The organism is Halohasta sp. A2, from assembly GCF_056175805.1.
Window position 1 is genome coordinate 20,041 of sequence record NZ_JAQFWV010000015.1, and the last position, 14,424, is coordinate 34,464.

General features: G+C 62.9%; 13 protein-coding genes. 8 read left to right on the forward strand and 5 right to left on the reverse strand.

Translation table 11 applies throughout. The annotated features are described in order from the left end of the window. Positions 1 to 37: 37 nt before the first annotated feature. On the reverse strand, positions 38 to 2,377 hold the full coding sequence (locus tag O2S87_RS06665; protein ID WP_475408019.1) for a DEAD/DEAH box helicase: 2,340 nt from the start codon (positions 2,375 to 2,377) through the stop codon (positions 38 to 40). Between the two features lie 120 nt (positions 2,378 to 2,497). On the opposite strand from O2S87_RS06665, the gene lipA reads away from it, so the two are divergent. Next, a complete protein-coding gene (gene lipA, locus O2S87_RS06670) occupies positions 2,498 to 3,430 on the forward strand; it encodes a lipoyl synthase (RefSeq protein WP_475408020.1) in 933 nt (310 codons plus the stop codon). A gap of 13 nt (positions 3,431 to 3,443) precedes the next feature. On the opposite strand, the gene O2S87_RS06675 is transcribed toward lipA, so the two are convergent. The 4 genes from O2S87_RS06675 to O2S87_RS06690 form a co-directional block, all read right to left on the reverse strand. After that, positions 3,444 to 4,406: an alpha/beta fold hydrolase gene (locus tag O2S87_RS06675; RefSeq protein ID WP_475408021.1), complete on the reverse strand. Its 963-nt coding sequence runs from the start codon at positions 4,404 to 4,406 to the stop codon at positions 3,444 to 3,446. Between the two features lie 126 nt (positions 4,407 to 4,532). Further along, positions 4,533 to 4,673 (reverse strand): hypothetical protein, encoded by a 141-nt coding sequence (locus tag O2S87_RS06680; RefSeq protein ID WP_475408022.1) that lies wholly within the window; start codon positions 4,671 to 4,673, stop codon positions 4,533 to 4,535. A 25-nt stretch (positions 4,674 to 4,698) separates the two neighbouring features. Further along, on the reverse strand, positions 4,699 to 5,187 hold the full coding sequence (locus O2S87_RS06685) for a type II toxin-antitoxin system death-on-curing family toxin (RefSeq protein ID WP_475408023.1): 489 nt from the start codon (positions 5,185 to 5,187) through the stop codon (positions 4,699 to 4,701). Between the two features lie 109 nt (positions 5,188 to 5,296). Further along, positions 5,297 to 6,550 carry an MFS transporter gene (locus tag O2S87_RS06690; RefSeq protein ID WP_475408024.1) on the reverse strand — a complete coding sequence of 418 codons (1,254 nt, stop codon included), beginning with the start codon at positions 6,548 to 6,550 and terminating at the stop codon, positions 5,297 to 5,299. Positions 6,551 to 6,750: 200 nt separating this feature from the next. Between O2S87_RS06690 and O2S87_RS06695 the strand changes: the two genes are divergently transcribed. The 7 genes from O2S87_RS06695 (at position 6,751) to O2S87_RS06725 (ending at position 14,404) form a co-directional block, all read left to right on the forward strand. Further along, positions 6,751 to 7,866 (forward strand): PstS family phosphate ABC transporter substrate-binding protein, encoded by a 1,116-nt coding sequence (locus tag O2S87_RS06695; RefSeq protein ID WP_475408025.1) that lies wholly within the window; start codon positions 6,751 to 6,753, stop codon positions 7,864 to 7,866. A 51-nt stretch (positions 7,867 to 7,917) separates the two neighbouring features. After that, the gene (gene pstC, locus O2S87_RS06700; protein ID WP_475408026.1) at positions 7,918 to 9,030 is read left to right on the forward strand and encodes a phosphate ABC transporter permease subunit PstC; all 1,113 of its coding nucleotides are present in this window, start codon (positions 7,918 to 7,920) and stop codon (positions 9,028 to 9,030) included. After that, on the forward strand, positions 9,027 to 10,583 hold the full coding sequence (gene pstA / locus O2S87_RS06705; protein WP_475408027.1) for a phosphate ABC transporter permease PstA: 1,557 nt from the start codon (positions 9,027 to 9,029) through the stop codon (positions 10,581 to 10,583). Before pstC ends, pstA begins: the two co-directional genes overlap by 4 nt. After that, complete coding sequence (gene pstB, locus O2S87_RS06710; RefSeq protein WP_475408028.1) at positions 10,580 to 11,506, forward strand: phosphate ABC transporter ATP-binding protein PstB; 927 nt, start codon at positions 10,580 to 10,582, stop codon at positions 11,504 to 11,506. The genes pstA and pstB overlap by 4 nt, the downstream gene beginning before the upstream one ends. 7 nt (positions 11,507 to 11,513) lie before the next feature. Continuing rightward, positions 11,514 to 12,536 carry a PhoU domain-containing protein gene (locus O2S87_RS06715; RefSeq protein WP_475408029.1) on the forward strand — a complete coding sequence of 341 codons (1,023 nt, stop codon included), beginning with the start codon at positions 11,514 to 11,516 and terminating at the stop codon, positions 12,534 to 12,536. 46 nt (positions 12,537 to 12,582) lie between these two features. Next, a complete protein-coding gene (locus O2S87_RS06720) occupies positions 12,583 to 12,822 on the forward strand; it encodes a hypothetical protein (RefSeq protein ID WP_475408030.1) in 240 nt (79 codons plus the stop codon). Between the two features lie 241 nt (positions 12,823 to 13,063). Then, on the forward strand, positions 13,064 to 14,404 hold the full coding sequence (locus O2S87_RS06725; protein ID WP_475408031.1) for a dihydrolipoamide acetyltransferase family protein: 1,341 nt from the start codon (positions 13,064 to 13,066) through the stop codon (positions 14,402 to 14,404). Positions 14,405 to 14,424: the final 20 nt, after the last annotated feature.

Sequence of the window (14,424 nt, forward strand, 5' to 3'; positions counted from 1 at the left end):
ATCACGACTCGCGGTCAGTAGGTGGTCTCTACTCCAGTTAGTCGACGACTACCGACCGACTCGCCCGCACTGGCGGCAGCGGAAGATCGGGGAACGATACTTCAACAGTGAATTCGAGGTCTTCGGCCGCGCCAAAGACGCCGACGGGGACCGTCGTAGAATCGGATAAATAGCACCGTGTTGTGTTCATTTCAATGTCGTTGACTGTCATCCGAATCCCGACCGATGCGCTTCCGGCGGTGGTGCTGACGGTGATCTCCCGCATCTCGTTTTCGCCGCGGGCGATCGAGTCGGGGAACGCCCCCCAGTCGACGGCGATCCGTGGGAGATCGCGGGCTGATGCGACGATCCGTTCGGCGACGCCAGCAGTGATCCCCGCACGGGTGAGTTCGCCCACTCCGGCGTCGACGACCTCGCTGGGGGTCGTGAGTCCGGCTTGAGCCAGCGTTTCGGCACGGCCCGCCCCGACGCCGTCGATCGCGGTCAGGGCGACCGCCTTCCGCGAGACGCCGTGGTCGACGCGGGCCTCGATCCGGCGGGCCAGATTCGCTGCGCGTGGTCCGGCAAACCGATCGAGGAACTCGTGGAGCGCCGCCAGCAGACGGAGAGCGTTCTGTCGAATTACCCACGCATCGCTCCGGAGTTCGGCTGGCGTCTTGCCGTCCATTCCGGCGTGGAGAATGGCCAGTACCTTCCGGTGGCCGTCTTCGAGGTCGGTCGAGGTGCCGCGGAGTACCTCGTCGACCGCGTCGGTTTCGGCCTGTCGGGCCGAGACGCTGTCGAACTCGTCGGCGCTGGCGACGGTTTCGAGCACGTCGTCGACCGCAATGCGCTCGCGGTCGGCCAGCGCGGCGAAGCGGGTAGCGGTTCCCAACCGGAGGTAGTATTTCGAGGTTAGTGTGCCGATTGGAGTGGCCTCGACACCCAATTGTTCGTCGTCGGTCTCGACGAAGCCGCGGTCGACCAAGGTCTGGAGGGTCGAACTGACGCGCTCGCGAAGGCCGTCGAGGCCGTACTCGGCAGGCTTCGACTGGGCCCGCTGGTAGTAGAAGGTGGTTTCGAGCCAATCCATCACGTCGTCGAGATCCTGAATGGTCCCCATCGCGATCTCGGCGTTGAGATGCGAATCGAGATCTTCTGCTAACCTGGATTCGATCTCCTTGCCCTCCCGGAGCAGTCGACGGTACTTGTCGGCGTCCGCGCGGTCGCAGACCACCCAGCCGTAGCCCACGTCGTCATACCCTGGCCGTCCCGCCCGCCCGAGCATCTGGAGGATGTCAAGCGGGCTAATGTCGACATCACCTTCGAGGGGATCGTGGTATTTAGTATCACGAATGACGACACAGCGGGCGGGGAGGTTGACGCCCCATGCGAGCGTCGACGTTGAGAACAGAAGCTGAATTTTGCCCTCTTTGAACCACTGTTCGACCCGGTTGCGGTCTTCTTTGGCGAGACCAGCGTGGTGGAAGGCCACGCCGTCAGGAACGCCCTTGCGGAGTTTGTCGTTGCTCAGCTCTTTGGCGACGTTGTGAAAGTCGTAGTCGCCGCGAGCACCCATCGGGATGTCGCGTTCGGCGATCACGTCACGGGTTTTGGCCGCCGCACGGACCGCGTCCTGCCGCGAGGAGACGAAGACGAGCGCCTGGCCGTCCTCACGGATGTGGGGTTCGGCGATGTCCAGCGCGGCGTAGAGGCGGCGGTACTTGTCGGCGAAGGCGTTGTCGCCGTGGCTGTAGGTCCGGACATCCGAGTGGAGGTCAACCGGACGGTACTCGTCGCCGAACTCGAAGGTCGACTCCGGCGTCGCGTCGAGCCAGCCAGCCACGTCCTCGATGTTCGGCATCGTGGCGGAGAGGGCAACGATGCGTGGATCACACAGGCGGCGGAGCCGCGAGATCGTGGCTTCGAGAACGCCGCCCCGCCCATCCGAATCGAGCAGGTGGACCTCGTCGACGATGACGCAGTCGACCCCCGTGATGAAGGAGTAGCGGGGCGAATCGTGCTTGCGAGTCGCCGAGTCGGTTTTTTCGGGCGTCATCACCAGAATGTCGGCGCGTTCGGCGCGGCGGGGGTTGAGATCGCGTTCGCCGGTGACGACGTAGACAGAATAGCCCAGTTCTTCGAACCGGTCCCACTCGGCCTCTTTTTCGTTGGTGAGCGCGCGCATGGGCGCGATGAACAGTGCCGTGCCGTCGTCTCGGAGGGTGCGGCAGATGGCGAGTTCGGCGAGGGCAGTCTTGCCGGAGGCGGTGGGCGCACTGGCGACGACGTTTTCGTTGCTGTCGAGGATGACGGGCAGGGCCTCCCGCTGCATCCGGTTGAACTCCTCGAAGCCGAAGGCGTCGGCGAAATCGGGGACCGCTTCGGCGACCTTCACGTCGACTCACCGGCAGAGCGCCTCATTGTTGTGTGGGGCGGGCCGGGCAATCAAAGGCGTTTCCTTCCAAACGAAGCGACCGATCCGCACGCTTTTGCTGGCCGCGACTGAATATCGGACATGGCACGCCGTCGACGCAAGCCCGACTGGCTCAAGATGCGACCGCCGTCAGGCCAGCGCTTCGCGTCGATCAAGTCGACGCTCCGGGACCGAAACCTCCACACGGTCTGCGAAGAGGCCAACTGTCCCAATTTGGGCGACTGCTGGTCGGGCCGCGATGGACCGGGGACGGCGACGTTCATGCTGATGGGTGACCGCTGTTCGCGTGGCTGTAATTTCTGCGATGTCCAGACCGGAGGAATGGAGCCGCTCGATCCCGAGGAACCGGCCAACGTCGCGGCAGCGGTCGACGAAATCGGCCTCGACTACGTCGTTCTTACCTCCGTCGACCGCGATGACCTGCCAGATCAAGGTGCGGGCCACTTCGCCCAGACGATACGCGAGATCAAGGAGCGTGATCCGTCGATCCTCGTCGAGGTGCTGATTCCCGATTTTCAGGGCGAACCCGATTTAGTTCGGAAGATCATCCGCGCCGAGCCAGACGTGATCGCCCACAACATCGAGACCGTCGACCGACTCCAGTGGCCTGTCCGCGATCGACGGGCGAACTACGACCAGAGCCTTGATGTGTTGGAGCAAGTCGACCGCGAGTCCGATATTTACACCAAAACGAGCCTGATGCTCGGCGTCGGCGAGTACGCCCACGAGATCTATCAGGCCCTTTCTGATCTGCGGGAGGTGGGCGTCGACATCGTCACGCTCGGACAATATCTCCAGCCGTCGCGGTCACATCTCGACGTGTTTAGTTATGTGCACCCTGACGCATTCGAGACGTGGCAGGCCGTCGCCGAAGACGAGTTAGGCTTTCTCTACTGCGCCTCTGGGCCGATGGTTCGGTCGTCGTACAAAGCGGGTGAGCTGTTCGTCGACGCGCTGTTGCGTGAGGGTCGGAGCGTCGACGAAGCGCGGGCGGCTGCGGCGGCCGCTGAATAAGGGCGAGCCCGCCTCACTCCGCGCCGGCCGATTCGGTTAGTGTCGACAAAATCTCCGCGCCGTGTTCGAACATGAGCAAATGGCCCTCATCGTCGAAGATGTGGGCGGTACAATTCGGGAGTTCGTCGGCCATGTAGGTCGCCATCCCCACTGGAACATTCGTATCCTGTTTGCCGTGCCAGAGGTCGACGGGCACCGACACCTCGTCGAGATCGAACCCCCATGGTCGACTGAAGATCCGACTGTCTCGGACGTATCCCTTCGCTCCCTGCCGAACCGCCTCCGAGAAATCCTGCCGAAAGACGGCGTGGACCGCGGGCCGCTTAACGACCGCCTCGTCGACAGCAGCAAAGCGCTCGCCGAACGCGTCGACGGCCGCGTCGGGATCGTTCCGTATCTTTCGGACGATCGGCCACACCATCAGATACGGAACGAATGGGAGCCGGGCGACGCGGAGCCCGAGGCGATTTTTGAACTCCATGCCGTCGGTCGCTCCCGGCGGCGTCACCGGCCCGATCCCGTTGATAACCACGACGTTGGTCACCCGTTCGGGGAGGCATGCGCCACAGGCCAGCGCATGAGGGCCACCGCCCGAAAGGCCCGCCACGGCGAACTCGTCGACCCCCAGTTGGTCTACAGCCTCCCGAACGTCCTCTGGCCAATCGATGAGTTCACGGCCCGGTTGGTGAGTCGAACGCCCGTACCCCGGGCGTTCGAGCGTGATCTGTCTAATTTCGTGGGTTTCGAGCAGTGACGGGTCGTGATGGCGGATGTATCTCGATCCCGGCGAGCCGTGGCAAAACACCAGTGGCGTCCCGTCGGCAGGGCCGTAGGTGGCGTAGCCGAGCGTCCGGCCGTCCGACAGCGTGAGCGTCCCGTCGGTCGACGGCGGGGGAACTGTCGAGGAGTCGTCGGCGTCTCGGTGGCGCTTCTCGCTCGGTTCGTGGTCGACATCGGATGCCACGCTTTCAGTCATTAGCTTCTGTTTATAATACTATATATTATAATTCCGCAATTTGGAGATGCATACGTATGTTCGGTGATCGACAACGGTGGATTGAGAACCGCAGAATCGTAATCGAAGACGCCGAGTAAGACGCAATTACTCGTCTTCGAGTGCGTCGTAGATCTCTCGATTCGCATCGCGGTCGGCACTGGCAACTCGCTGGACGAGTTCCCGACGAATGTCATCCATCACCTCGTCGAGCGGCGACGGGGCGTCGGTTGTGTCCTCAGTCGACATGTATGAATCGTAAGTCCGAACGTGGTTAACCGTTCGGGTCGGATGAATCGTCGATCAGTTGGTCGATTCCAAACTGTATGAAATCCTCTCGCCAGGCTTCAATCTCGTCGGCCACCTCCAGGTGGTCCGTCTGGGACTGGAGATATTCGATAGTTTCCCGCGTATCGACGGCCTGCTGGTCGGTTCCGAACCGCTTCAGCACGGTTCTAATCTCCGCATCGTAGCTGAACCGATACCCATTGAGGAAATAAAACACGACCGTCGTGTTCAGCGCGGTGCGTTTGTTCGCGTCCACGAACGGGTGGTTAGCGACGAGCAACCGTAGCAGGTGAAACGCTTTCTCGTGGATCGTTTCCGATGCGGTTCCAAAGTTACCGTCTTGGATGTAGGTCAGTGCAAACTCGATGTCCCCGCGGTTGCGCACACCGTGATGCGTCTCGGCGTATTCCGAGACGATATCGTTGTGGATAGCGACTACGTCCTCGACTGACGGATACCACAGGGATCCACCCATTCACAGATCCTCAGAGACGGTCCAGTGTAACCCTTGCTGTCGGGAGTCGTCTCGCGCCGACAAATTTGGATCGAGGTACGTCGCCAGCCACCAAATAGCGAGACACCAGTCACTGACCCACCGCAGGCACGAACTGCCCTGTCTCGCGGCGAATGCCGACCACCAACACCACCCCAGCAACCACCGGCATGACTGCACAGACCACATAAATCGGGACGAAGCCGACGCTGTCGACCAGCGGCAACGTCACGATCGGTCCCAATCCACCCCCGATGTCTCCAAACACGTTGTTCGTCCCGACGGCCCGGCCCATCTGCTCGGTCGGCGTGAGATCCGCGAGAAGGGCCATCAGCGGGCCGCTCGTCCCGCCCTGTCCCGCGCCGATCGCCAGACAGGCGACCGTGAGAAGCCCCACCGAATCGGCCGACGCCAGCAGCAGAAACCCGACGGTCGTAACCGCGAGGAACACAGCCAGAATCGGCACCCGCGAGCCCCGACGGTCGCTCACGTAGCCACCGAGAAACATACACGCCCCCGCCGACAGCACCGTGACGGCCATGAATATTCCCGAGGAGCCCTGCGGCCCAAGCCCGAAGACGAAGACGTCGATCGCTGGGAGAAACAGGACGAGCGTGGCGAACAGCGCGCCGATGTAGACGAAAAAGACGACGAAGTTGGTCACGCCCACCGTCAGCGTCGACGGCGCGGTGTGGATGTCCCACGGCGGCACCGAGGTGTCCTCGTTGTCGACGTGCGTCTCGGGGATGATGAAATACGACAGCACAGTGGCGATGAACGCGAACGTTGAGGCGAGGCCGAATGCGGCGAGCGTGCCGACGAGTTCGCTGACGACGCCGCCGAGGACGACGCCCGTCGGAAACCCAAAGAGCAGGCCGCCGCGGATCAGCCCCATGTTGGTCCCTCGAGAACCGGTGTCGCTGAGGTCCGAGGCGATGGTGTAGGCCGTCGCAAAGACGAGCGCGCTGCCGACACCCCAGCCGATCCGCGCGACCAGAAACCACACCTCCGGCAGCGGCGCGAGCAGGGCGATCACGTAGCCCAGCGTGCCGACGCTCTGGATCAGCATGCCGACGACGAAGGGGGTCCGCGTGCCGATTCGGTCGACCAGACTCCCGGCGGGTGCGTTGGCGAGCAGCCGCGAAAAGCGATTGGCACTCAGGATGACGCCGACGACGAACGGCGATATGTCCAGGACCGCCCCCAGATTGGGGAGAATCGGGAAGACGACGCCCCCGCCGAAGCCGATGAAGAAGGTGCTGACAATGACTGCAAGAAGGACCGTCGACCCCTCGCCGCCGAGGTGTTGGAGGCGGTCTGCGAGCCCACCAGTGGCTCGTTTCATGGCGTCGACTCCATACCGAATCGAGGTACGCGGCGCGTATAGGCGTGTATATCCACGGCCGACACAGCTGTCAGTAGACTATAGAGTAGTATGGGGTTGTCTGGAGACGTATTAGCGCAGTACTACCGGCATGAAGCCCATATAGGCAGTTATATTTCTATTATAAATCGCTTTAATAAAAGTCGCCCCTGCTACAGACGATGGCATCAGACGGAGAGAGCCGATCCGAGTTCGTATCGCGAAGAAAGTTCATCGTCGCTTCGAGTGCGGCGGGCGTCGCCGGGCTCGCTGGCTGTACCGGCGGCGAGAGCGATGAGGGCGGCGACGACGGAAGCGAGGAATCGAACACCGCAGACGGCAGCGAGGGCGGCGACAGCGAGCCGCTGACGGCCGACGGCTCCTCGACGGTCTACCCGATCACGAGCCAAGCGGGCTCGCTGTGGAATGGCAACGCCCCGGCCGACGACGAGGAGTACTGGGGTCCAGACCAGTACGGCTACGACACTGACGAGAACATGGCCGACTACTGGGCCGGAATGTACGGCTTCGAACCCAGCGGCGAGGATGGCACCCCGCCGTTCCCCACAAGCATCGGCCTCAACCACACCGGTGTGGGCCTCGAAAAGCTCGAAAACGGCCAGGTCGACATCGGCGACGCCAGTGCGCCGGTCAGCGCGGAGTTCCCCGACCGCGATGAGGAGGAGCTCGAACCGTTCACCGACCACGTCGTCGGCGTCGACTCCCAGCCGCTCGTCGTGAGCCCAGAGATCTACGACGAGGGCGTCACCTCGTTGACCCTCGAAGACGTCCAGGGAATCTACCGCGGCGAGGTCACCAACTGGGAAGAAGTCGGCGGTCCCGACCGCGACATTCAGGCAATCGGTCGCTCAGAAGGGTCGGGGACCGACACCTCGTTCCGGAACAACGTGCTGGGTGACCCCGACGCCTCGATGGACGGCGTCGACAGCCGACGCGGTGAGAACCAGCAGGTCCAGACAGATGTTTCGAACTCCGACAACGCGATTGCATACATCGCGCTGGCGTTCGTCGAGGAGGGCTCGACGCCCGCAGTCGATCTCGAAATCGACGGCGAGATGTACGAGTTCCCCGACGACTTCGGCTCGCTCGATTATCCGCTGTCACGGGCACTCCACACCTACACGTGGGACGGCACCTCCGAGAAGGAGGCGGCGTTCATCCGGATGCTGCTGAGCGAGTACGGCCAAGAGAAGTTCGTCGAGCCCGCCGACTACCTCCCGCTGACCGACGAGCGTCGCGAAGAAGAAATCAACAAGCTACCCGACCCCTCGAACTGAACGCGGCGACCGACGACTGACTACGAAATTTATTGATAATGGATATTACACATGACTGACGTATCACGGTTCAGCCGTGGGCAGCGATTGGGTTGGATCACCGAATCAGATAGCACGCTCGTCGGACTGGCTGGGCTCGGCAGTGGCTGTCTGCTCGCGACGTTCGTCCTGTTCCTGCTGAACTCGGCGGTCGCGGTGGTTCCCTTGATCGGCTTTCTGGTGACGACCGGCTACGGCTGGTACGCTCACCAGGCCGAAACCGCACGTGCGCTGACGTTCCTCGCGACCGCCTCGACGATCATAATTCTCGGGCTGATCACGGTGTTCGTCTTCTACGAAGCCCTGCCGGTGTTCCAGCGCATGGGGCTCCGACTGTTCGGCTTCACCGAACCCGTCGACGTCTTCGGCGTAACGATCATTCCGAGCGTCGAGAACTTCTGGAGCACCAGCCAGCACACCTACTCGCTGGTTCCGATGATCTGGGGGACGTTCGTGACAACGTTGCTGGCGACGGCGATCGCCGCCCCGCTCGGCATCGCTGCCGCGCTCTTTCTCGCCGAGATTGCCCCGCCGCTTGTCCGCGAGACGATCAAACCCGGCGTCGAGATTCTGGCGGGAATTCCCTCGATCGTCTACGGCTACCTCGGCTTCGTCACGCTGAACCAGTTCTTTTACCAGAATTTCGAGATGGCGAACCTGGGGAGCCTGTTTCTGGTGGGGCTCGTCATCGGACTGATGGCGCTGCCGACGGTGGTCTCGGTGGCCGACGACGCGCTCACGAGCGTGCCAGACAGTATGCGTGACGGCGCGATCGCACTCGGGCTGACCGAGTGGCAGACGATGAAGTCGATCACGCTCCCGGCGGCGCTCTCGGGGGTTTCGGCCGCCGTGTTGCTCGGTGTCGGCCGAGCGGTCGGTGAGACGATGGCTACGACGGTCATTCTCGGCCACAGCCAGCGACTCCCCGATCCGCTTCAGGACGTGTTCGACAACACCGAGACGCTGACGAGCCTGATCGCCAGTCAGTACGGTAACGCCGACGGCCTCCACATGAACGCGCTGTTCACCGCCGGCGTCGTGCTGTTCGTGACGGTGCTGATTCTCAGCATCGCCGCCCGACGCATCGAGCTTCGGATGGAACGAAAGCTCGGAGGAAGCCAATGAGCTACCGGACTGATTCCGACACCGCACTGGTCGTCGACGGAACGAGCACGCCCGAGCGGATTGCCGCTGGCGTCGTCGGACTCGGGCTCGTAACGGCCGTGTTCTCGGTGTTGAGTCTCGTTCGGATCGTCACCGAGGAGACGCTCGTCCTCGGCATCGGCCTCTACGAGTTCCTCGCGGGGGGACTGCTGGCGATGGGCGTGCTCACGCTCGTCCTCGGTGTCGGCTCGTGGACCGGTCGGTTCGAGACGACACCCGATGCGACGCCAGGGCTCACCACGGCGGCGCTGTTCGGTCTCGGGGCGGCGGTCGTCGCTGGCTTTGCCGCCTCGCAAGCGTTCGGTCTTCCCACAGTCGGCTGGCTCGGGGTCGCTATCGTTACTGGCGGGCTCACACTCGTCGGCGTTGCGCTCGCACCCGAAGACATCGGGTCGACCCTGCCCGCTGGCGGGGCGGCCATCGTCGCTGGCGGATTCGTGCTCGGCGGCGTCCTGACGCCCGCGTTCTCGTGGGAGCCGGTCGGCTTTTCGGCGACGTTCACCGGCTCGATCGTTATTCCGGTGGTCCTCGGCGTGACCTCACTAGTCACGATGTGGGCTGGCGCGAAAGCCTACGAGGGGTACGGCAGCCAGGGTCGACAGACTGCTGGCTACCTGTTGGTGGGAATCAACGCGGTCGGAATCATTCTCGTGCTGGTCGGCCTGCTGTTGTTCATCGCGTCGAAGGGCGTCAGCCCTGCCTTTGAGGGCTTTTCGCTGTATCCGTTCGAGTGGCCGTTCGTCACTAACGGCTACTCGTTCCGGCCCGAGGTCATCAACGGCGTCTTCCCCGCGATCATGGGGACAATCTGGCTCGTCATCGGCGCGGTGATCACCGGCGTTCCGCTTGCGGTTGCGGCGGCGATCTTCCTCACCGAGTACGCCGAACAGGGCCGCTTTGTTGGCGCGGTCGAGATCGCCACAAACGGCCTCTGGAGTACGCCCAGCGTCGTGTATGGACTGTTCGGCTACGCCTTCCTCGTGCCTCGCCTCGGGGGGTCGACCTCACTCATTACCGGTATGCTCGTTCTCGGATTCATGCTACTGCCGCTGTGTCTGATCACCTCCCGCGAGGCGATCAAGGCGGTACCCGACGAGTACCGTGATGCGAGTGCGGCCCTCGGCGTGAGCAAGTGGGAGACGATCAAAAGCGTCGTGCTCCCGGCGGCGATGCCCGGCGTGCTCACGGGCGTCATCCTCGGTGTCGGCCGGATCGCCGGCGAGACCGCGCCGATTTTGCTGGTGATGGCCGGCGGGCTCCGTGATGGCGCTCCCGAGGTGTTGGGGTCGTTCGAGTTCACGAGCACTCCACCGTTCGTCGCCAACAGTGCGCTGCTCGAAAGCGCACCGGCGCTGCCCTACCAGCTGTACGCGACGATCACCGCGGGCGTCTCGGCCGACAACGCCGCTGATTTCGGCTGGGCGACGGCGTTCATTCTACTGCTGGTCGTGCTGTCATTCTATGCGATCGGCATTTTCTCGCGGCTCTACTTCCGACGGAGGCTCAACTCATGACCGAAACAACGACACAGAACACGAAGCGAAGCGAGACGACAAGTGTATCGTACGATAGCCAACGCCATCGTGACCCCGGTGCACAGACACGAGCGACGCCCGAAACGTGGGTCGACTACGAGTTCGACGGCGAGCCCAAACTGAGCGTCGAGTCCCTCGACGTCTACTACGGCGACGATCAGGCGCTCGACGACATCTCGATCGAGATTCCCGAACAGAGCGTCACCGCACTCATCGGACCCTCGGGCTGCGGGAAGTCGACGTTCCTCCGGTGTCTCAACCGGATGAACGACCGGATTCGCGCCGCCGAGATCGACGGCAGTGTGATGTTCGAAGGCAAGGACATCTATCAGGACGGACTGAATCTCGTCGAACTCCGCAAGCGCGTCGGGATGGTGTTTCAGGCACCGAACCCGTTCCCGAAGTCGATTCGGGACAACATCGCGTACGGACCACGAAAACACGGGACTGTCCAAACCGACCTGCTCGCCAAACTGACCGGCCGTGACGACAGCGAGCGCGAGGACGAAATCGTCAAACAGTCGCTCGAACAGGCCGCGCTCTGGGACGAAGTCGAGGATCGACTCGATGACAACGCGCTTGGTCTGTCGGGCGGCCAGCAACAGCGGCTCTGTATCGCCCGGTGTCTCGCGGTCGACCCCGAAGTGATCCTGATGGACGAGCCAGCGAGCGCGCTCGATCCGATCGCGACCGCCAAAATCGAGGATCTCATCGCGGATCTCGCAGAAGAGTATACGGTCGTCATCGTCACCCACAACATGCAGCAGGCCGCCCGCATCTCGGATCAAACGGCGGTGTTTCTGACCGGCGGCCAGCTCGTCGAGTACGGCGATACCGACCAAGTGTTCGAAAACCCACAGAGTCAACGGGTCGAAGACTACATCACCGGCAAGTTCGGGTGAGCAGCGGATGGACACGCGCAAAGTCCAGTCGGTCGGCGGCGGTACCTACACCGTCTCGCTGCCGAAGGCGTGGGGGAAGGAAAACGGGATTTCCCCCGGAGACATCGTCAACGTCCACAACCACCTCGACGGGGTGCTGGTCATCCAACCACAGGAACATGACAACGACCAGCGCCACCCGACAGTCCGGATCGGCTCCAACGAGACTGCCAGGCTCGAACAGACGCTCCGAGCGGCCTACGCCGCCGGTATTAGACAGCTCACACTCGAAGCGACCGACGAGTTCACCGCCGAACAGCGGCGCATCGTCGACGAGGTGTCGACGAACCTGACTGGCGTCTCAGTGGTCGATCGCTCGCCAACCGAGATCGTCGTCAAGGTCCTGTTGGATAGCGACAAGATCTCGGTCAGCCAGTCGGTTCGCCAGCTCAAGTTTGTCGCGCTGTCGATGCACGAGATGGCAATGGATGCGGTCACCGCCGACGTGACGCCAACCAACATCGTAACCCAGGACGATCAAGCTGACCGTCTGTCGGCGATGGTCGACCGATCGTTCATCCGGGGTCAAGCCCGTCTCGACGAGGTCGACGCGCTGGGCTACGGCCGCCCGGCACTGTACGAGCTGTGGGGGACGACGCGCGAACTCGAACGGGTCGCCGATCACGCCGAAACGATCGCCTCGATCGCCCCGGAACTAACACCTCGGAGCGACGACCCACTACTCAGCGAGATCTGTCGGATCGGCGGTGAAACGCGCGAACTCGTCTCGGACGCGGTCGGGCTGATCGTCGACGAGCCTGACGCCCGAGCAGCCCACGAGCTACTGGCGGCCCGTGACGACCTTCGTGAGACGATCAGTGCCAAGTGGGCAGACGAGCCCGCGGCAATGGGGCGGCTATGCTACAGCGTGCGACGGACGGTCGAACACGGCGGTAATATCGCGGAACTCTGCCTACAGCGTGCAATCCGGCTCCGAGAGTCGACCGAGCCATCGGAAGAGTCGGCCTCCGACATCAGCCCTCCACAGTAGGCAAACGCCCCACAACGACTTTGCCCGGATAGCTCGAACAGCTACTATGGTCAATACGAAAACCCTACTTAAAGCGACGGGCGTTCTCCTCGTTGCGTTCGTTCTTATATCAATCGTGTGGACCATTGTCAGTGTCCTCTTCGGTGCGGTGGCGTGGGCAGTCATGATGGCGATCCGGCTGCTGGTGATCGCCATCGTACTGTACGGCGTCTATTGGGCCTATACAACGTTTGTCTCTGGCTCCAAGTCGACCGCGCGCTCGCGTGAAAAAATATTCGAGCGGTAGAGTGTATGTAACCGGTAGTGCTTTGATCGGTAGCGCATTTGTAACCGATACTGCCTCCCCATAAGACTGTTCACAGGTAGTGCTGGCGGCTCAAACCGACGAACCACGGTTTATATTGCCAACCAGCCGAACCTCGGTTCCATACTGTCCGCCAGCCGAACGAGCCCCAACAGAAACCGAACGAAACCCGAACGAAAACCGAACCGCAGGTAGTATCCCACACGTCGACGATACATAGCATATGACAGGCAACGTATTCACGCTCCCGGAGCTCGGCGAGAGCGACAGCGGCGAACTGGTCGCGTGGCTCGTCGACGCTGGCGAGACGGTCACCGCCGACCAGCCCGTCGCCGAAGTCGAAACCGAAAAGTCGGTCGTCGAAGTCCCGATCTCCGAAAGCGGCACCGTGACTGAACTACTCGTCGACGAGGGCGAGACCGTCGCAGTCGGTGAAGAAATCCTCCGTATCGAGGTCGACGAGACGGCAACGGAGCCAGCCACCGCCAACAGCGAGGCCGATGAAGAGGGCGGAGCCGATAGCGAAGCCATGCCGAAACCGACCGACCAGCCGGTCGACGAGGTCACGGTTTCGGAGCGGGTGTTCGCGCCGCCGCGAGCCCGACGGCTGGCCCGCGAACTCGGTGTCGACATCAGCAGCGTCGACGGCTCGGACGAGAGCGGCCGCATTAGCGAGGACGACGTTCGTACGGCCGCCGAGAGCGAAGGCGAAAAGGAAGACGAGACGACCGGACCCAAACCGTTCTCGCCGAGCGGGAAATCGGCGGTCTCGAAAGACGGCGAGGCGATCAGTGGCGCGGGCATGACAACGAAAGACGAGACGACCGGACCCAAACCGTTCACGCCGAGCGGGAAGTCGGCCGTCTCAAAGGCCAGCGGTGCAGCCGACGCCGCGACAGCCGAAGAGGAAGTCGAAACGATACGGTCGACCTCCGCGCTCGCCCACGCCGCACACTACGACACAGCCATCGTCGACGACCTCACGGAACTCCGGGCGGAACTCGAACCCCACGCCGCCGACCACGGTGTGACACTGAGGCTCCTCCCGCTGGTTATAAAAGCGGTCGTCCGAACGTTGGCCACGGTTCCGATGCTCAACGCCACGGTCGACGACGAGGGCAAGACAGTCGACGGCGACGGGTATCAGATCGGCATCGCCGTCCCCACCGACGATGGCCTCGTAGTGCCGGTGGTGCGAAACGCCGACGAGAAGACGGTCCTCGAACTCGCCGGGGAGATCAGTGATCTCGTCGACCGGGCCCAAGCGGGGGATCTGACCGCCACGGAGACGAAGGGCGGGACGTTCACCGTGACGACTGTCGGCGCGATCGGCGACGAGTACGCGACGCTGCCGATCGACGAATCCCAGACGGCGAGTCTTGTACTCGGTGCAATCGAACCGCGGCCCGTCGTCGACAACGGCGCGGTCGTCGCCCGCGAGACGCTGCCGGTGTCGCTGGCGGTTGATTCGAGCGTGGTCGACAGCACCGAGGCGGCGGCGTTCGTCGAGCAGTTACTCGGCTATCTGGAGTCGCCGAACCGGCTGCTGTTGACCTCGGCGTAAGGGCCGGGATTTTACCCCCA